The 19189-nt window shown below is 47.1% G+C and carries 16 protein-coding genes and 1 tRNA gene; 11 read left to right on the top strand and 6 right to left on the bottom strand.

Translation table 11 applies throughout. The features are described from left to right. Window positions 1–163: 163 nt before the first annotated feature. Window positions 164–1807: a thermosome subunit beta gene (thsB, locus tag OWQ48_01870; GenBank protein ID MCY0867965.1), complete on the bottom strand. Its 1644-nt coding sequence runs from the start codon at window positions 1805–1807 to the stop codon at window positions 164–166. 100 nt (window positions 1808–1907) lie between these two features. Next, on the bottom strand, window positions 1908–2171 hold the full coding sequence (locus OWQ48_01865) for a hypothetical protein (protein ID MCY0867964.1): 264 nt from the start codon (window positions 2169–2171) through the stop codon (window positions 1908–1910). Window positions 2172–2293: 122 nt separating this feature from the next. Here OWQ48_01865 and OWQ48_01860 point away from each other — a divergent pair, with 122 nt between their 5' ends. From OWQ48_01860 to OWQ48_01840, 5 genes are all read left to right on the top strand, one after another. Continuing rightward, a complete protein-coding gene (locus OWQ48_01860; protein MCY0867963.1) occupies window positions 2294–2794 on the top strand; it encodes a transcription factor TFIIE in 501 nt (166 codons plus the stop codon). A 2-nt stretch (window positions 2795–2796) separates the two neighbouring features. Then, window positions 2797–3771 (top strand): DNA cytosine methyltransferase, encoded by a 975-nt coding sequence (locus OWQ48_01855; protein ID MCY0867962.1) that lies wholly within the window; start codon window positions 2797–2799, stop codon window positions 3769–3771. A 7-nt stretch (window positions 3772–3778) separates the two neighbouring features. Continuing rightward, on the top strand, window positions 3779–4213 hold the full coding sequence (locus OWQ48_01850; GenBank protein MCY0867961.1) for a RecB-family nuclease: 435 nt from the start codon (window positions 3779–3781) through the stop codon (window positions 4211–4213). A 51-nt stretch (window positions 4214–4264) separates the two neighbouring features. Next, complete coding sequence (locus OWQ48_01845; protein MCY0867960.1) at window positions 4265–5263, top strand: FAD-dependent oxidoreductase; 999 nt, start codon at window positions 4265–4267, stop codon at window positions 5261–5263. 321 nt (window positions 5264–5584) lie between these two features. Continuing rightward, window positions 5585–5658, top strand: a tRNA-Ile gene (locus OWQ48_01840). 257 nt (window positions 5659–5915) lie between these two features. Here OWQ48_01840 and OWQ48_01835 read toward each other — a convergent pair. After that, window positions 5916–7109, bottom strand: a complete 1194-nt coding sequence (locus OWQ48_01835; protein MCY0867959.1) for a proteasome-activating nucleotidase — start codon at window positions 7107–7109, stop codon at window positions 5916–5918. Window positions 7110–7258: 149 nt separating this feature from the next. Here OWQ48_01835 and OWQ48_01830 point away from each other — a divergent pair, with 149 nt between their 5' ends. From OWQ48_01830 to OWQ48_01820, 3 genes are read left to right on the top strand one after another with little or no spacing between them, the layout of a single operon-like run. Then, window positions 7259–7756: a multiprotein bridging factor aMBF1 gene (locus OWQ48_01830; GenBank protein MCY0867958.1), complete on the top strand. Its 498-nt coding sequence runs from the start codon at window positions 7259–7261 to the stop codon at window positions 7754–7756. A gap of 14 nt (window positions 7757–7770) precedes the next feature. Next, window positions 7771–8817: a GTPase HflX gene (gene hflX / locus OWQ48_01825; protein MCY0867957.1), complete on the top strand. Its 1047-nt coding sequence runs from the start codon at window positions 7771–7773 to the stop codon at window positions 8815–8817. A gap of 4 nt (window positions 8818–8821) precedes the next feature. Beyond that, window positions 8822–9361, top strand: a complete 540-nt coding sequence (locus OWQ48_01820) for a tRNA (cytidine(56)-2'-O)-methyltransferase (GenBank protein ID MCY0867956.1) — start codon at window positions 8822–8824, stop codon at window positions 9359–9361. A 9-nt stretch (window positions 9362–9370) separates the two neighbouring features. On the opposite strand, the gene OWQ48_01815 is transcribed toward OWQ48_01820, so the two are convergent. From OWQ48_01815 to OWQ48_01805, 3 genes are all read right to left on the bottom strand, one after another. Then, on the bottom strand, window positions 9371–10324 hold the full coding sequence (locus tag OWQ48_01815) for a hypothetical protein (GenBank protein MCY0867955.1): 954 nt from the start codon (window positions 10322–10324) through the stop codon (window positions 9371–9373). 117 nt (window positions 10325–10441) lie between these two features. Then, window positions 10442–13222, bottom strand: a complete 2781-nt coding sequence (locus OWQ48_01810) for a methyl-accepting chemotaxis protein (GenBank protein ID MCY0867954.1) — start codon at window positions 13220–13222, stop codon at window positions 10442–10444. Between the two features lie 214 nt (window positions 13223–13436). Further along, a complete protein-coding gene (locus OWQ48_01805) occupies window positions 13437–17273 on the bottom strand; it encodes a S8 family serine peptidase (protein ID MCY0867953.1) in 3837 nt (1278 codons plus the stop codon). A gap of 123 nt (window positions 17274–17396) precedes the next feature. On the opposite strand from OWQ48_01805, the gene OWQ48_01800 reads away from it, so the two are divergent. The 3 genes from OWQ48_01800 to OWQ48_01790 all read left to right on the top strand — a co-directional run bounded on the left by OWQ48_01800 (window position 17397) and on the right by OWQ48_01790 (window position 19151). Next, a complete protein-coding gene (locus OWQ48_01800) occupies window positions 17397–17984 on the top strand; it encodes a hypothetical protein (GenBank protein ID MCY0867952.1) in 588 nt (195 codons plus the stop codon). Beyond that, window positions 17971–18477, top strand: coding sequence for a ribbon-helix-helix protein, CopG family (locus OWQ48_01795; protein ID MCY0867951.1), 507 nt, complete (start codon window positions 17971–17973; stop codon window positions 18475–18477). Before OWQ48_01800 ends, OWQ48_01795 begins: the two co-directional genes overlap by 14 nt. Before the next feature lie 65 nt (window positions 18478–18542). Further along, complete coding sequence (locus tag OWQ48_01790; protein MCY0867950.1) at window positions 18543–19151, top strand: proteasome subunit beta; 609 nt, start codon at window positions 18543–18545, stop codon at window positions 19149–19151. The last annotated feature ends 38 nt before the right edge of the window (window positions 19152–19189 follow it).

Below are 19189 nucleotides of genomic sequence, written 5' to 3'. Positions count from 1 at the left end.
AAAATATATCGGTTGATCTGCACTTTACTTGCCTGTATTCATCCCGTAGGAGGTAGGATTATTCGGGCAGGCTATACGTGTTCTTGAAGCATGTTAACGAGCTGTGGGTGTGGCTTAAGAGTATTAGTGAATCCTTATAAAAAGGAGTGAGTATTGAGCTTGGTTATTCTTCCTCCTTCTTCTCTTCTTCGCCAGGCTTCTTGGTTTCTTCTTTCTTCTCGAGCTTGCTTGCAGCTATGACGTCATCTATTCTTAGTATTATTGTTGCGGCTTCTGTGCCAGCTTTAATAGCGTTGGCTATTACGCTGACAGGCTCTATAACACCCTTTTCCTTCATGTTCACGAGGTCTCCGGTTGAGAGGTCTACGCCAATGTGCTTTCCATCATCTCTCTCGTGGGCTGCTCTTAGATCCATCATGACGTCTATCGGGTCTAACCCGGCGTTCTCGATTAACGTGGTTACTAGTCCCTCTAGAGCTTTAGCGAAGGCTTCTACTGCCAGCTGCTCTCTACCCCCGATTCTAGTAGCCAGCTTTCTGATGCGTTTTGCTAGCTCGACCTCTACTGCTCCACCACCGGCCACGAACATTCCATCTCTTATAGCGTCAGCTGTAGATGAGAGAGCATCTCTCAGGCTTCTCTCAGCTTCATCTACAAGCCTCTCTAATCCACCTCTGATTACTATGCTTACAGCCCTCGGGTTCTTACATCCCTCAATGAACACCATCTTGTCTTCTCCAACCTTCCTCTCCTCTACTAGCTCAGCATAGCCTAGATCCTCGGGTGTTAGGTCGTCAATGTTGCTTACAATTCTGCCTCCGGTAGCTCTCTCAAGTTTCTCTAGGTCGCTTCTTTTTACTCTTCTTACTGCTAGTATTCCTTTCTTGGCGAGGAAGTGCTGGGCTACCTCGTCAATACCCTTCTGGCATACAACAACATTAGCACCAACACTAGCAATCTTATCAACCATCTTCATTAGTATCTCTTCCTCCTGCTGCAGGAACTTGTCGAGCTGCTCGGGATCGCTTATCCTTATCTCTGCATCGATCTCTGGTTTCTCTATTTCTAGTGGGGCGTCGAGGAGTACTATTCTAGCATTCTCTACTCTCCTCGGCATTCCCGGGTGAACAACCTCCTTATCTAGAACTATACCTGAAATCAGCATTGAGTCTAGTAGTGCTCCACCATACTTCTTGACTATCTGCACGTTGTCGAGGTCAACGTAGTACCTGTCGCCTCTCTTCTCCACAATCTGCTTTACTGCTTTAACAGCCATCTCAGCGAAGAACTCGCGGGCATCATGAACAGCTTTGCTTGTGAGAGAGGTTCTAGCAATCTTTTTCAATAGCTCCTCATCAGCTATGTTTAACGGCTCGGCTATCTCGCTGAGAGCCTTTAACGCCTCCTCCATAGCTATCCTGTAGCCGGAGATTATGACTGTCGGGTGGATGTTCTTGTTGAGTAGTTCTTCAGCATTCTTTAAGAGCTCGCCTGCAAATATAACTGCACGCTTTGTTCCATCTCCAACCTCACTATCCTGGCTCTTGGAGACCTGGACTAGCATTTTGGCTGCTGGATGCTGGATCTCAGCTTTATCAAGTATTGTTGCACCATCATTAGTTATAGTGACGTCTCCAAGAGCATCAACGAGCATTTTATCCATTCCTTTAGGCCCATAAGTAGTTTTAATCATTTCTGCAACAGCTCTAGCAGCGAGTAGATTAGCTCTTAACGCGTCTCTCCCCGCTGTCCGCTGCGTCCCCTCCTTTAATATCAGTACAGGTATACCAGTAGGCTCAGCTGCCATGGAGATCACCACTCGAGAGAATCCAGGGATATCTCATGTAAGGGCTTCTATATAAACTTTTCTATCATGACTGTTTAAATGATCACCATGTTGGCATTAGTCAACCTTTCAGCTTGAACTCCAAGGTCTCCTTAAGCAGATTTCCCTCTACAATACTCCACTCCTCAACTACGTAGTAGTCTCTAATAGCATCACTACTTAGAATTCTTTTAGCAGTACTTTCATCTTCGATGAGAACTAGCACGCTGCTCCCACGTACACGTGCACCTTTAACCCCTGGAATCCTGTAGAGGTGTAGTAGCACTGTGGCTATGCAGCTAGGGCACCCTTTGCTTTTAACTCTCATTATGAGTGTCCACACCACTAGACACCATTTTATGCCGAAGACTGGAATAGATATAAGTCTTTCTAGCAGAATATATACTTAGTAGTATTAGATGGTGAGTAAAGCTGAGTAAGGTCTTTGAGGCTGAAGAAGGCAGCGAGCTGCTTAGAGTACTCGAGGAGCTAGTTCAAAGTCTCTACGGGGAGCAGGGGGTTAAGCTACTCAAGCTTATCATTGAGAGAGGATACGTTGCTGAAGAACTCCTCACGCAGGATACTGGGATAAAATCTAATGAAGGCAGGAAGATCCTGCAGAAGATGTCGGAGGAGAATCTAGTTGTTCCCGGTAAGCTTAGAACAAAGGATGGAGTACTCCACATATGGAGGCTTAATGAGCCTGGAGTTAAAAGCGCCCTGCTCCTCAGGTTGAGGAAGACCCGTGAGAAGCTTGCCGCGAGACTACGCTTCGAGGAGGAGAATGCCACATACCAGTGTCCTAGGTGTGGTAGAAGGTATACACTTGAAGAGGCTTATGCAAGCGACTTCCTCTGCCCTAACGATGGTGAACTCCTCATTGAAGTAGATAGAGATAGAATTATAGAGGCCCTGAAGGAATCTATTAAGAGGGTTGACGAGTTAATCAGGAGGCTGGAACGGGTTTAAGATTGAAACCCGTCTACAAGTATATTGACGTATTCTCGGGGGCTGGGGGCTTCTCACTTGGATTCCACTTGACTGGTAGATTTAAGCCTCTACTAGCTGTGGATAGCTTTAAGCCAGCTGCCCAGACATATAAGGCTAACTTTCCTAGCACTATAGTCTTGAATGAAGATGTTAAGGATCTCAGCAGAGAGCTGATAGTAGAGCTCGTGGATCCAGGTGAAGTAGACTTAGTTATAGGTAGCCCTCCCTGCGAGCCTTTCACAGGAGCTAACCCTAGGCGCGAGAGAAACCCTGTGGATAGGCTTTACAGCGATCCTATGGGCCAGCTAACCCTCCACTTCATAAGGATACTAGGATACTTTAAGCCGAGGGTTTTCGTCATGGAGAATGTTCCAGCTATAACTGAAAACGGGCTACGCGACGCACTAGTATACGAGTTCAAGCGAGTCGGCTATAGCAGGGTATACTTCAACGTGCTGCTTGCTGAAGACCACGGGACTCCAAGCCACAGGAAGAGAGTCTTCATATCAAACGTTGAAATTAAGCCTGCTAGAACGAGGGAGAGAATTACTGTGAAGAAGGCTCTAGAAGGGCTCCCGCCGCCTGGACGCTGGCCTCCGAACCACGAGAGTCCACCAGAGCTCCCTTGGAGGAAGCTTAAGAGAGTCCAAAGGCTTAAATGGGGTGAGGCACTAGTATTCTACCAGGGTGCTAGAAGACTCCTTCCAAACCTAGTAAGACTTAACCCGGATACCATAGCGCCGACTGTTCTAGGCTCCTCGAGGTTCATCCATCCCTTCGAGAACCGGCTGCTGACTGTTAGAGAGCAGGCTAGATTAATGGGCTTCACAGATACATTCGTTTTTATAGGAGGAAGAGATGAGCAGTATAATATGGTTGGCGAGGCTGTCCCAGTCCCGTTAGCAAGAGCTATAGCCGGACACCTAGCTGAACTACTAGATAGCGGGGTGGCTTAGAGTGTACATGGCTCTCTACTTGCCCTCAAGTATCCAGAAACTCATGGACTTCATTAAAGCCGTGTATACTTCAAGCATCCTCGTACCGGTTGTAGTAAAACCTATTGGGGCAGCCGCGCAGATAGGAGTGCCGGAAGCCCATAAGCTGGCAATAAAGCTCGGCAGGCCCTTCATAGTTCTACCCGAAGTCAGAGATCTCCGCGGCGTGCTTGGATGCGAGAGAGTAGTCTACGTTAGCGAGGCTGGAAGAGAAGTAGGGGTAGAGGAGCTTATCGCTGGATCCGTGAGGACAGCTCTACTCCTGGGTTCAGGCGACCAGGAGCCTAGTGGAAGGGAGATTGAAGGCTTGGAGATCGCCTGGCCTAGAGGCGTGCCTAAAGGTATGCCGGTGACAGCGCTAGCAGGGATACTAGTATACGAGATATTAAGGATTAAGGGGTAGTGAAGTATTATTAAGCAGCGTGGAGTCTAAAGGCTAACATGGTGGTTACTCGTGAGCTTAAAGTTCAGGTTAACAGGACTAGCTAGAACGACACGTGAGACAGGGGAAGTATACGATGTAATAGTAGTAGGTGGAGGGCCAGCTGGGCTTACAGCAGCACTCTACAGTGCTAGATACGAGCTTAAAACTATAGTTGTAGCTAAACTACTCGGAGGAGCATTATCTGAGGCTCCATTAGTCGACGACTACATTGGTATCCCTGATACACCAGGCAATGACCTAGTAGACAAGTTTGTTAAACATGTAAGAAAGTATAACGTGCCGATAGTATCAGGCGAGGTAGTCAACGTCTTTAGGAAGCCTGAAGGCAGCCAGTGGTGCGTTGAGCTTAGTAGTGGTGAAGTCATATGCGGCTACGCTGTTATACTGGCAGTTGGAAGCGAGAAGAGGAGGCTCAATGTTCCCGGTGAGAGAGAGCTTGTCGGGAAGGGAGTCTCCTACTGTGCTACATGCGATGGCCCGCTCTTCAAGGGTAAAGTAGTAGCCGTAGTCGGCGGCGGTAACTCTGCTCTGACATCAGCACTATACCTTGCGAACATTGCATCCCACGTCTACCTTATACATAGAAGAGACTCCTTCCGTGCATTCAAGATATACGTGGATGCAGCCTTCAAGAATCCCAAGATAACAGTTCTAACCAACAAGGTTGTCAAGGAGGTAGTCGGTAGTGAAAGCCTTGAAGCTGTGAGATTAATGGATACGAAGACCATGGAGGAGACAGAGTTGAAAGTAAACGGTTTATTCGTGGAGATCGGGCTGGAACCCCCAGTAGAATTCTTCAAGAAGATAGGTTTAGAGCTCGACGAGACAGGTCGAGTCAAAGTAAACGTGGATAGAAGCACTAATCTACCAGGAGTATTTGTAGCAGGTGATGCTGCAGGCGGCCCCTACAAATACAGGTTCGAGCAGGTGATAACAGCAGCAGCCGATGGAGCTATAGCTGCAGACGCAGCCTTCAAGTACATTCTCGCAGTCAAAGGATCCAGCTGAAGCCTGCTAGGGCTTCCATGCTAGGACTTCATGCAAGTGTAACCACCTGAAGCTCAGTGATTCTAGAGATACCGCGGGAAACTATCCTTTGAAAGGAAGATGGTTTTTACAGAGTATACCAAGGCTCTCCGACAATATCTTTGATATACAGGCTGATAGAACACCTTCCTCAACCAGCCCTCTAAGGCTACCAGCATCTCCTCTACCCGCGCCACCAACAAAGAGCTCAAGTTGTAGTTTAATCCTGCAGGATTCAATGGAGATTAAGCAAGCATGTGAAAAACTATTAAAACCCTTTTACAAGTCATTAGAATACGCTTAGGGCCCGTAGCTCAGCCAGGTAGAGCGCCCGGCTCATAACCGGGTGGACCGGGGTTCGAATCCCCGCGGGCCCATCCTTCAAGCCATCCTCCAACCCTGGGGCTTGCAGGTAAGCCTAAACTACTGTAGACTATGGGATCTCCGTAATAGTAGTTCTTTTGAAAGCAATTTCTTTTCCGTGCCCCTAGGAATCTTTCCTTTTTATCTATGTTTTATCAACTTGATGAAGCTCTATGATGCTGGGCTTGAAGAAGCTTCATGACTCCTGTGCGACTAGAGTATGTGTGAATGAGGGGGTAAGATTCAATAATAGTAGTGTAGGGTCAAATGGTTACTGGTAGATTGATGGCTCCTGGTATGCTCTTTCCGGACGCCATTCACTACTGCGCAGCTTCTTCTTGGCTTTAACCTTCTCTACGGCTTCTAGGAGGTCCTTCATTACGACTTGCCTGCGGCCTGCACGTATAGCATTGTATCCTGCTTCTGTCACCACTGCTTTAATCTCTGCTCCAGTGAAGCCGTCGGTGAGCTTGGCTAGCACGTGGAAGTCTACGTCGCTGGCGAGCTTCATTCTACGAGTATGTATTCTGAATATCTCGATTCTCCCATTGTAGTCTGGGGGTGGTACTTCTATCAGTCTATCCAGCCTGCCCGGCCTCAGTATTGCTGGGTCTAGGATGTCTACTCTATTTGTTGCCGCTATAATCTTGACTTTATCAAGGGGCTTGAATCCATCTATCTCAGCTAGGAGCTGCATTAGGGTTCTCTGGACTTCTCTCTCACCGCTAGTGCCTATATCTATCCTCTTAGCTGCTATAGCATCGATTTCATCTATGAAGACTATTGAGGGGGCTTTCCTCCTAGCGAGGTCGAATAGCTCTCTAACTATTCTAGCTCCTTCACCAATGAACTTCTGGACTAGCTCGCTGCCGACTAGAGCTATGAAGGTTGCATTGGATTCCGAGGCGACTGCTTTAGCGAGCAGGGTTTTACCGCATCCAGGAGGCCCGTATAATAGTACTCCTTTAGGCGGCTCTATCCCTGTCTCCTCGAATAGCTCTGGGTGCTTGAGTGGTAGCTCTATTACTTCTCTCAGCTCTCTAATCTGCTCTGCTAGCCCGCCGATATCCTCGTATCTCACGCCAGGCTTCTCCACGACCTCCATTAACTGCACGTAAGTGTCTATATGGGATGGTAGTACTTCAACTATAACTGAGCCACGCTGGTTGAGGGCTACTCTCGCTCCTGGTTTAATGAGGCTTCTATCAACTCCTTCAGCAACTGGGACTATGAGGTTAGGGCCTGTCGAGCTCTTTACTACTACTCTACCATCCTCTAGAATATACTCGACGATACCTTCTATGAGGGGTGGTGAAATCATCTTCTCCAGCTCAGACTTATAGTAGTTCAGCTTCATTAAGAGTTTCTCGCGCTCTGCCTCCAGGAGTCTAACCTTTGATTCAAGATACCTTATGTAGTCCTCCTCGTTTAATGCTACATCTACTTCACTACTACTCTTATCCATTTCACTGCTCAAGGCTTAAACCCCTCTTCGATATGGCTTTATGAAACTAATTTAAACCGTAGAGCCATCTCTTCAAGGTAGCCATGGCTTAAGGCTCACCAGAGTAGATTTAATGGGTGAACCACACTTCTTGTTTAATGGTGCTGGCGATGCCCTGCTACTGTGAGATATGTGGTAGAGAAGTCGAGGACTGGGAGTGCAGGAAGGTTGTAGTTGAGGGCAGTGTGCTCAACGTGTGCCCTCAATGCTACAATAGGCTTGTAAGAGAGGGGAAGGCTAGACCCTTCATACCAGAGAAGAAGTCTCCGAGTACAGTAAGACAGCCTGTAAGAGGCATGCCGGTGAAACCAAAGCCGAAGATAAGCGAGGAGTACGAGGTTGTAGAAGACTATGCTAGGAGGATTAAGGAGGCTAGGGAGAGGCTCGGGTGGAGTCAGCAGGCGCTGGCTCAGAGAGTAGGTGAGAGTGAGGGTGTGATTAAGAGGATTGAGTCGGGGAGGCTTAAACCCGACCTGGATCTAGCTAGGAGGCTGGAGAAAGCTCTCGGAGTAAAACTGCTTGAGCCAGTTGTGGAGGAGAAGGTTGAAGCCCGCGGTAGCAGCGAGGATCTAACAATCGGTGATTTAATAAGGCTTAAACGAGAGTAGAGCTGGGTGGAGTATTGAGGGTAGCTGTAGCGCTACCTGGAAGGTACTGGGGTTTCCTAGAGGAGGAGCTTGGATTAGTGAAAACCCTCTATAGTAGTATAGAGCTTGTTTTAAAGATTGGAAAGCCTGTTCCTAAAACGTATATTTCAATGGATAAAATTGAGAAGCTTAAGAGCGTGGACTTCGACAAGCTGATTGTAATGGATAGGCTTAAGCCATCCCAGCTAGTGAACCTAACTAGGGAGTTGAAGAAGGATATCGTGGATAGAGTACTATTGATACTCGAAGTATTCGCTGAGCACGCTGGATCCAGGGAGGCTAAGCTACAGATAGAGCTAGCTAGACTCAGGTACAGCATGCCTTTAGTCAAGGAGGCTATAAGGTACGCTAAGATAGGCGAGCTCCACGGATTCCTCGGCGCCGGTAGGTACGGCTACGAGAAATACTACCTGATGCTGAAGAAGAAGGAGGCAAGGGTTAGACGAGAGCTAAGCGAGCTGAGAGCTATCCGCGAGCTTAGAAGGAGGCTTAGAGTTGAAGCAGGATTCCCCCATGTAGCTATAACAGGCTACACTTGCGCAGGGAAGACCAGCCTCTTTAACGCTTTAACAGGGTTGAGTAAGCCTGTCGGCCCGGAGCCTTTTACAACGCTAACACCTAAATCCAGTAGAGTCTCCTACAGGGATTTAACGTTTATTGTAACCGATACTGTCGGCTTCATAAGAGACCTGCCGCCCGAGGTTGTTGAAGCATTCTACGCTACACTAGAAGAAGTTAGCTCAGCTGACGTAGTAGTGAACGTGGTAGATGCCTCTAAGCCCTTGGAGAGGATAAGCGTGGAGCTGGAGACAACTAGAGGAGTGCTAGCTAGACTGGGAGTTCAGGGTAGACCTGTAATTATAGCTCTCAACAAGATAGACCTGCTAGGAGACTATACGAGCGTGGCTGGGAGTGTTGAGAAGCTACTGGGTGATAGAGAGGTATTAATCCCTGTCTCCTCACTTAAGAAGCTTAACTTAGATAAGCTAGTAGAAGAAATCTACCGTGTTGTTAAGAGGTAGAGCTATGAGAGTCTACGTTTTAAGATACGGTCATAGGCCTGGGAGAGATAAGAGGATTACAACACATGTAGCTCTCGTCGCGAGAGCTTTCGGGGCAAGCGGCTTTATTCTCGGTGATGTAGTAGACGAGAGGATCCATAACTCGCTTGAGAAAGTCGTAGAGTGGTGGGGTGGTAGACTACACTTCGAGATGGGTGTTAACTCCCAGAAGTACTGTATTGAATGGAAGAAAAATGGCGGGGTAGTAGTACACTTAACAATGTATGGAGTCCACTTAGACGACATTATAGACGAGATTAGAGGGCTCGGCAGGGATATACTAGTGGTAGTAGGCTCCAGGAAGGTTCCAGGCTTCTTCTACCAGATAGCAGACTACAATGTTGCTGTCGGCCACCAGCCTCACTCGGAGGTGGCTGCACTAGCAGTATTCCTAGACAGGCTGTTCAATGGGAGGGAGCTCCACTTAAAGTTCCCTGATGCTGCGCTCGAAGTAGAGCCGTCGCCCCGTGGAAAGAAGGTTAAAAGAATTAAGCCGGGGGAGTAGTCTCAGGCTTCACAGTCTTCTTGCCAGTAGAGTACATGAAGCTAGCATGACTACTAGTGAGATTAACGGTAGGAGAACTATGATTAGAGGTGGCCAGCTTCCAATCCTCTGGAATGAAACCTTATAGTAGGTTAGAGTAGAGTTTTGGAGCTCGCCTGTGGACACCACGTATATTGATATATTGCTGTTAACAGTATACCTGGTGTAGTATGCCTCGCCTACTATGCCTCCATTACTCCTGAGGACTCCGCCGGCTTCAACTGGAAGGTATACTGTGAGTACTCTAGACTCGTTGACTCCTTGACCGCTGAACTGGGTGATAACGTAGGATGGTATAATGTTATCCTTGAAGTTGAATGATATATTGACTAATGCTACACCATTGATGCTATCAGTTGTCGCATAGTAGTATAGTGAAGGGGTTGTTTCATTCAAGTACACTCTCATTTCTGATAGAGGCAGGCTTACCCTTCGATCACTAGCTGTGTAGCCGGCATTCAACCCTGTTGACAAGTAGAGTATTGAGGATGCAGCATTAAGTGCTACTAGGAGGAGGATTACTGCAACCGCTATAATCAGTCTTACTCCTCTAGCCTTCTTCGAGATAACCCAGGCTGTTACTGAGGCTGCAGGGATGCCGGCAGCGTTAACTACTGTTGTATAGAGGCTTAAGCCTCTCACGGATACTACAGCGTATTTTGTTTCAGCTGGCCCTAGAATGAGCTCCCAGGGGACTCCTCTAATTACTTCAATGCTTATAGAGCCGTCTCTCACATCTACTAAGCCTAGTGTCACGCTCTCCTTGAAGTACACGTGGATGCTTTGAGCAGTATTCAAAGGTATAATCCAGGTGTAGGATAGCCCTGAGTCAAACCAGTATACGTATGCGAAGACTACTAGTGAGAGTAGAGCTACTGCTAGGGCTAGAATAGTATTGTACGAGAGCTTCACCTCAATGCTCACTACTACTCACCGCTAGACAGGTGTTCAAGGTGACTGGTTCTCCCAGTCAGCCTACAGTATAAGGGAGGATGGCTTGAACAAGTATTAAAATTAAAAAAGATTAGGGGTTAGGGAGGGTTATTTCGAGACAATGCTTCTCCTTACAGTCAGGTAGGCTAGTAGAGCGAATATCATGGCTAGCAGCGAGAATACTACAGCTCCCACACCAGTGTAGAAGGCGTTGGATGCTGTAGCCCCTGCTGCATCAGCCTTGCTTATAGCAGTATCAACCTTGCCTGAGACAGTGTTAATACTGCTCTGCACGCTGTCAACTTTGCTTGAGACAGCATTCACATCACTCTTTGTTGCGAGATTGGCTAGATCACTCTTTGTAGCAACGTTAGCTAGCTGGCTTGAAATGCTGTTAACTTTACTTGAGAGGTCGCTTACACTGGTCTTTAAGCCTGATACATCGCTAGCTATACTGTTAACCTTGCTGCTCACGCTGTTAATGCTCTCCACGGCTGTGGAGAGCTGGCTGGCTACACTGTTAATCTTGCCTACAGCATCGCTTAGGCTTGCAGACAGCGTGTCTATCTTACCGCTTACACTGCTGAGAGTTGATGAGACAGAATCAATCTTACCGGCTAGCGTGTTTACATCATTCTTCGTGGCGACGTTAGCTAGCTGGCTTAATACATCGTTAAGCCTGCTTGAGATGTTGCTGACAGAGCTAGCTATACTGTTCACAGTTGTTGATATCGAGGATACAGTGTTAGCTACGCTTCCCAGAGTACTGGATACCTTGTCAACTTTGCTTGAGACAATGCTTACATCATCTACTGTTGCAAGCCTCGAGATGTTGTTGACTACGTACACGTATCCTGGCAGGCTCTTCTTAATTACACCGCCTACTAGAGAGTAGACTAGGCTGACAGCATACTTACCAGGCTGCACCATAGGTATCCAGAGGCCGAGTACATCTGTGAACTGGCTTGTCAGCACACCGTTGCTATCTGTGGTCCACCTCTGCACGTTTGATGTAACACTGAGTAAGGCGTCTGTATCATTAACCAGCACTCCGAGTACAGCTACATCAGGTGTGAAGCCTGTACCGAGTACTCTCACTATGCCGCTACCGACTAGTATCGGCACGTAGTCTCCGCTTAACGCGGCTAGTAGTATCTTAGGTGTTACCTGCGGGTTAGCGTAGTCGTTAACGTTCATTGAGAAGTTCACGACGATTTCACCGCTAACACTGCTAATTATCCTTATAGTGTACTCGCCTTCAGGTAGTGTTGGAACTACAAAGCTGAATGTTAAGACACCCTGGCTGTCAGCAGTAGCAGTTCCAACAAGCTTGTCGCCGAAGTATACTTCAACGCTCTCACCGGGCACCATACCGTATGCTACAACCTTTATCAGGTCGCCGAGGTAATCGCACTCCTCGCCATACTTGACGCACTCACCGCAGAAGGCTGTACCGTTGACAGTTTCACACGGGCATACTATGAATGATGTAGTTAAGCCTGGTAGTGTAGCAGATACTTGAGTACTAGGCAGGCTTGTATTGGTTAGCGGGTTGATGCCTACCCAGTATGCTTTCACGCCGACGACTACTGCAAGGCTGTACTCGTACTCCCATCTATCAATACCCCATATGTAGTGTGCACCGAATGGTGTATCTAGTGGTATCTGTACTGTGAAGGTTGCATTACCATCCTTACCTAGCGGTATACCTACAGCCAGCCACCTAATCTTGTCTAGCGAGACGTTGAGGAAGTTAGCCTGGTATCCCCACTCCTCTCCAGGACCGTAACCGTATGCAGCTATAGTGATAGTGTCACCAGGCTTCACGCTTGGTGCTGGAGCATCACACTGCGGGGCACCGCCTACCACGTAGCATAAGAGTGGCCTGACTAGGTGATACGTGTTCCTGAACGTGTAGCTTGAGCCATCGCTGAGAACTACTATGGGTATGTATAAGCCTGCAGTCATATTAGTGAAGTTGAAGCTCTTCAAGTTAGTTATATTGAAGAAGCCGTTGGCGTCTGCTGAAGTGTTCACGTTGAATACGTAGACTACATTAGTGAAGTTAGTGTTGAATAACTTCACCTGGCTTACTGTAGCATTAGCTGGGAACCCGTATCCAGCTATGGAGATAGCCTCAACATCCCTGCCGTGACCATAGTTCGGGGTGATCACTGCTTGAGGTATAATTGATAGTATCCCTGTTGAAGTATTAGCTGCAAGGCTTGGTGTTGTTGTTGTAGCATAGCTGAAGTTTACACTATAGGTTCCCATAGGTAGCTGGAATGTAGCATTGAATGATACAGTTACAGCGACACTACCATCAGAGCCTGTAGTAGCCGGGGTATCCAGTAAGTATGGAGTGGTATTGAATTCCACATCAGTTATATTGATACCCTCTGGGAAGCCGTAACCGTAGACTGTCACGCTCTTAAAGTTGCCTAAGCCGTCAACTATTGTTGTCGTCGATGGTGACACCTCTATTAACGGGTACACATAGAGAGTTCTCGAATCGCTGCCTATGAAGGGTATGCTAACTGTCACTAGTAGTGCTGGCGGGTCGGTGGTTCCAATGTTGGGTAGCTTCTTGGGTATTGGGATCTGCACAGTGTATGTTCCAGGTGCTGGAGGAGTATAGTATTGAGTTGCATATACTACACTGGTATTATGAGCATTATAGATAGTGATTATCACTTGTGCTACTATCGGGGCATTAAAGTTTACTATTACTACTCCACCAGGGTAGACTCCATACTCGTCGCCTGGGGATCCCTTCACGTAGTTTATTATTCCTTGTGCTGTTGCTACCGGGATGAATGCTGTTAGAGATGCTAGCATAGGTGCTATGAGTAGTATTGAGAGTATTATGGATAGTATTCTCCTAGACATTTACTCCACCGTGCTGAAAGTAATGGCCTGGTGAACTTATAAGAGGGGTGTTTAGACAAGCATATACACTGTGTATACACTTGTATACAAATGCATACTCTAGGCTCAACTAGTGATCTAGGCTGGCTGTGCAAGTAGGATAGTAAGGCTTAAAGGAGTTAACTATAGGTGTAGTAGAAGAAACAAGAAAAAATATTGGATTAAGTGTTTTAGTTTAAGGGAACCACCAGGAGTACTGGAGTCCTGTTATAACCCAGTCCTCTAGTATGTATGTTGCTGTGACAGCCTCGTAGCTTGTACCATTCCACCTGTATACTGGTAGGCTTGGAGCTGTCACCTCAACGAGTATTGAGATGTCAACTCTATCTAGTGTTGTACCAGTATTACTCCATCTTAGAGTATACGTGAATATGTAGAATGATGGGTAGGATCCAGTGTAGCTCTCTGGCGTCACACTGTATGTTCTTGGATTCAGGTATTGTGAGCTGAATACTGGGAATGGTGATACATCAACTATAGCTGTAGACTTATTCACAGGGTACGGGAAGTATACTCGTAGCATCGTGCTGCCACTCGCAGGCATAGGGGTTAATGGTAGTCTCTGAGGTACTGAGAGCGGCCAGACTGACAGCGTGAATTTCTCTAGGTTTGTTGATGAATCGAATAGTACTGTTCTAACAGCTATAGTGTAGACTCCTAGTGTAGGCTTCTTTGATGGGTAGAGCATATACCTGTACGATGTACTCGGGAATATTATAGTCGAGGTGTTTCCTCCAACCCCTCCTGTAGCATGCCACATGAATATGCCGCTACCTAGATACCTGTGCCATGATACTGATTCACCATAGGAGACTCCAGTGAAGAATCCGTTGGGACCTATAGTGTATACTACGAGAGAAGTGTTAGGTAGACTCCACCTGGCTTCAACCTGCATGTACGCTATACTGGGGCTTGCCACGTTAACATAGAAGAACCTCCAGTCTCCAGCCTCATACCTCCAGCCCCAATCGTTCTCTCCTCTTAAGTGTGATGAAGGCATTATAGAGCTAGTATCGCTCAACAGGTTCAATACTGTTTTAATCCCGGGGGTTAGTGATGCTACTACTGTATACGTGAGGGGCACGTAGTATTCTCTCTCACCATTGTTAACGATGACTTTTACGTAGGATTGGTAGACTGTTGGAGGTGTTGAATACGTAGTGGATACGAGGCCGTAGACTGTTATAGTTCTACCAGGGTATACTGTGAACGTGAAGCTGGGTAGCTTAACTGATGGGTCATCGACAGCCTTATAGTAGGTTACTGTTATGTTTACTGGTGCATTAATTAAGTCGCCCTTACTTGTATCCACGTCATTCCAGATCCTGCCTCTTATAACAAGTTTTACATCACCGTAGTATGAGGCGAATTTATCGAGCCATGCTCTTGGGTTAGCTATCTGGAGCCTGTTATACGAGCTTCTATGCAGCCCGTAGTTAACGTAGGCTAGCTCACCGGCTTGTATCATATTGCGTGGATCACTCGGATTGTACGGGTAGCCGTTTCTATCTGTATCGTTAATCCATATATAGGCGTACAACAGGGCATCGTAGTCAGGCACGTAGTTCCTGTTAGCGTCAAAGTACTTGAATGGCATGTTAATCTCGACATCCATGAAGGCTATGTCGCCGGGTATCTCACCTCTATCGAGTATCACGTAGAATGAGTAGTCGCTTAGATTCTTCGGTACAGTGATATTAAAGCTATAGGTTTTCTTGTAGGAGGCCTGGAATTTAAAGCTCTTAAAGGCTACTGTTATTGGAGTACTGGTAGGATTGTACACGGAGAGATCGAAGACTCTTGACAGCCCGAGCGGTATATCCGGCACGTAGACACCGTAGTAGCCTAAGCTACTCCATGATGAAGGCATGGAGGGTTGCGGCGGGAGCACTAACACGCCGTACCATTGTAGGATGTTGAAGGGTATGTAGTCCCTCCAGTAGTAGAACCAGGTTTCTGAGAGCTTGCCTGCCACACCACTATAGTAGCTTCTAGAGTATATTACTGGCTCACTGCTAGCTAGGATGCTGGCGACAGCTCTATAAACGTTTACTCTCCCAGCACCCTGGTCTAATGGCGGGTAGTTAAGGTAGTCTGCTGTGTTCATTAACAGCTGTTTAACCTCGAATGGACTAGTATACCTTGCCTCCTCACCATACCTGCTGATTAACGCTTGAAGCACAAGGGCTAGCGAGCCAGCAGTCAGCGGGGTAGCATAGCTTGTCCCGCCGAAGATACCTATGTATCCTGCATTCCACCCTATAACACTAGCAGTTAATCCGAATGCGCCGACATTAACTACATCAGGCTTCAAGTAGCCTGCTGGAGCCGGCCCTCTGGCAGACCAGCTTATTATTTGATCCCATGTTACATCACCGTACCCGAACAGCAGGTAGTAAGGCCACCATGATGTTGATGCACCTACTGTTATTACGCCTGCTGCAGAGCCAGGTGATGTCACTGTGCCGTAGCCGCCGCCACCATTGCCTGCAGCCTGAACTACAATTATACCCGGGTAGCCTGGATCGAGGAAGCCTGGTGTGACTAGAGCGTTCTCGAGGATTGATGTGAAGTCGTAGCCGAAGCCTGAGATATCATATATGAAGCTACTGATACCCCAGCTATTACTTATAATATCAGCTCTCCTGCTACCAGTGTAGTATAGGAAGCCGTAGCTGTCTACATCGAAGCCTGCAGCCCACAGCATACCGAGCTCAACATTACCCCACCATAAGGCTTTAACACCAATCACCTTAGCTCCAGGTGCTATACCCTGTAGTAATCCACCGTACATTACATCTACTCCTGCTGCAGCTGAAGCACAGGCTGATCCATGCCCGTGGAAATCATAGAATATACTAATGTACCATCCATTTAGATCCCAGCCTGGCAGGAACCTACCCGAGCTAAACCACCATCCGAGATCGTAGAAGAAGCCTCCGGCTACACCAAAACTATATTGCGGTTCAGTTAGGCTGGGTGATACTAGTATCCTGTTACCGTAGTAGGATGCCTTCATGTCAACGGGATCCGTGAAAGCACGGTTTCCATCGAGATCCACGTATAGCTCAGTATAAACGCCTGGGGCGGCAGGGTCTGCTAGTAGAATGAATCTTACAACAGGTTTAGAAGAGCCTACAAGGCTTAGGTATGTTAAGCCCACCCTGTATACTCCACTCGCTGAGGTTACACCTGTAACGTTAAGCGTGATGTCAGAGGATATGGGTATGTCCACAGGGAATGGTGTTATAACCCGGAATACTGTGCCAGCTGGAATAGTTATAACTCCATTTGTAGCTGTAAAGCCCTGGAGTATTATAACTTGTGATTCATCAGCATCTAGTACTAGTGGCTCAGTAATGTTGACTAGGTTGCCGTAGGCGTCAATGTACTCTCCACTCCAGTATATCAGTTTACCCTGAAGGTTGGGGTGCCCGTAGTCTACTCCCGTGTCAACAATAGCTATGGTTACCCCGCTGCCATCTACTCCGAAGACTCCTTCAGCTGCATCCACTCCTGTTATATACCTTACGAATGCTGTATCAACTTTAGGTATCTCTTTAACTGGTGCTGAGTCAGCTATTCTCTCATCTATTCTCGTGTTCATTAGAGTTAATGCTGGCTTCACGAGTACGTTGCTGAGGACTACACCTTTAACACCTTCAACTGTGCTTAACACTAGGTCTCGGGGCCCGAATACTTTTACAACGTAGTTTCCAAGCTTATCTCTAATAAGTCTTGATGCAGCTAGACTAACTTCTGCACCATAGTACTCGAATTTAGTGCTCTCAAGCTTACTATACAGCTTGTTAACTATGCTAGCTGGGGTTGACTTATCTACTACTAGTACTAGTGAGATGTAGTTTCCGTCAACCTTATTCACGATGTCTCGTATACTTGCTATACTGGGGGTTTTAACGCTGGCTGCTTCCACCATGGGAGAACTGTAGGATAGTATTACTATTGAGAGGAGTATTAACGTGGGTACTACTAATACTCTACGAATACTCATCCCACACACCCCAGACTTCAAGTTACTAGTGGTGAATATATAAGTTTTCCCCGTGTAAGCCGGGTTAGAGAGGCTTCTAATAGTTTTAAGCCTGCTACAGCCTAGTTGATCAAGGGGGTAAGCGTGTCGAGAGAAGTTAGAAGGAGATTCGTACCACTCTCTGATGAGGTTATCAATGAGGCTCTCGCGGTCTCCGAGAGGTATGGTATGCCTTACAGTGTGCTTATAGAGAGAGCTTTAGGTGGGCTGCTGAGAGTTATGAGGTATAAGTCCTCTATACTTGAGAGTATTGTTCTCGTCGACGCTGTAGACGACCTTAGAAGACTAGGCTTAGTCTTCATGCCGTACACTATTGCAGTTAAAATGATCGAGGAGGCTGGGGAAGAATTATACAGGCAGCTACTGGAAGAAGCCTCCAGGTCTGCCAGGTGGTTTGGAGAGCTGAGTAGAGTTAAACGAGGAAGCTCTCCACGCGAGTTCCAGACAGCTCTCTCAATATGGGCTCCACTGACAAGCGTGGATGTAGCTGATGAAGGAGAAGGAGTCTACAAGTACGTGGTTTCAATGGCTAATGCAACCCCTAGGGTGATGCGCTTACTAGAGAGTGTCATTAAGTCTATGGCGGCAGGCTACGAGCTTAGAATACTTGATTTAACAGTAGGCTCGAACACCATAGTGGTAAGGGTGACAGGATTCCTTGAGAAAGAATAGGAAGATGATTAACTTAGAGGCAGAGTACGTGGATGCCATCAAGGAGATCGCTAGGAGAAGAGGGCTCAGTATCTCAAGCTACATAAGACAGCTTCTAGATGAAGCCCTCCGCGTGGAGTCAATGGGCTACTATGCTCCTAGAGCTCTAATGGAGAGGTGGATCGAGCTACTACTAGTGAAGGCAGGATTCACCTACATACACCCTGATATTCTCACAGTAGAGGATCTAGGGGTAATCGAGGAGAAAGGGGTAAAGCTTGGTAGAGTTCTCTCAGAGCTGGGAGCAGACGCCATGAAGATTATAGAGCTACTGGGATCCGAGGCAGGGGTTGCAGTTGTGCAGGGTAGCTCTATAATACTGCTTCCCCAGGAGGATAAAATTAAATCAAAAATGCTCTCCTTGATTAAAGGGGTTGCGAGAGGAGCAGGGTTAACAGTATCAGTGAGCGGGAGCCTCACTATTATTTCAGCTAGCAGAAGGAGCCTCCTATAGCTTCCTCAACTTTATAATCCACTAGAGAGTGTTAGATTAGTATAGTATCAACTAGTGGTGGTTTAATGGTGGATGCTCTACCAGGCACAGTAGTTGGATTAAAGACTAGTGAAGGGGTTGTACTAGCCAGTGAGAAGAGGTTAACGTACGACGGCTTTATTCTAAGCAGGAACGCTAGGAAGATACACATGGTGACAAGTCGTGTAGGCGTAGGGTTCGCTGGCTTAATGGGGGATGTAAACTTCCTTGTAAGATTATTGAAGCTGGAGGCTAAGAACTACGAGCTACAGCACGGCAGGGAGATTAAGGCTAGAAGCCTAGCTAAACTCCTCTCAGTAATACTATACAGCTACAAGCTAATCCCAATGCTAACAGAAGTAGTAGTTGGAGGATACGATAATGACACTCCATCAATCTACATACTAGACCCTGTAGGCAGCTTAATCGAAGAAAAGTATGCTGCACTAGGCTCTGGAGCCCAGCTAGCCCTAGGATACATAGAGCCCCGGTACAAGCCCGACCTAACACTCAGTGAAGCCGAGGAGCTAGCAGTCAACGCTATTAAAGCGGTCATCGAGAGAGATGTGCTATCAGGTGACGGAGTAGATATAGCGATAATATCCAGAGAAGGCTACAAGTTCAAGGAGATACTATTCAAGGTAGCCAGCCAGTAAAACCCGAAACCCGAAAGAATCACTGGCTGAAAGCTTGA

It is taken from the genome of Desulfurococcus sp., from assembly GCA_026626905.1.
Taxonomy (GTDB): domain Archaea; phylum Thermoproteota; class Thermoprotei_A; order Sulfolobales; family Desulfurococcaceae; genus Desulfurococcus.
Note: the sequence above shows the minus strand (reverse complement) of the source record. Positions and strands in the feature narration are given on the sequence as shown.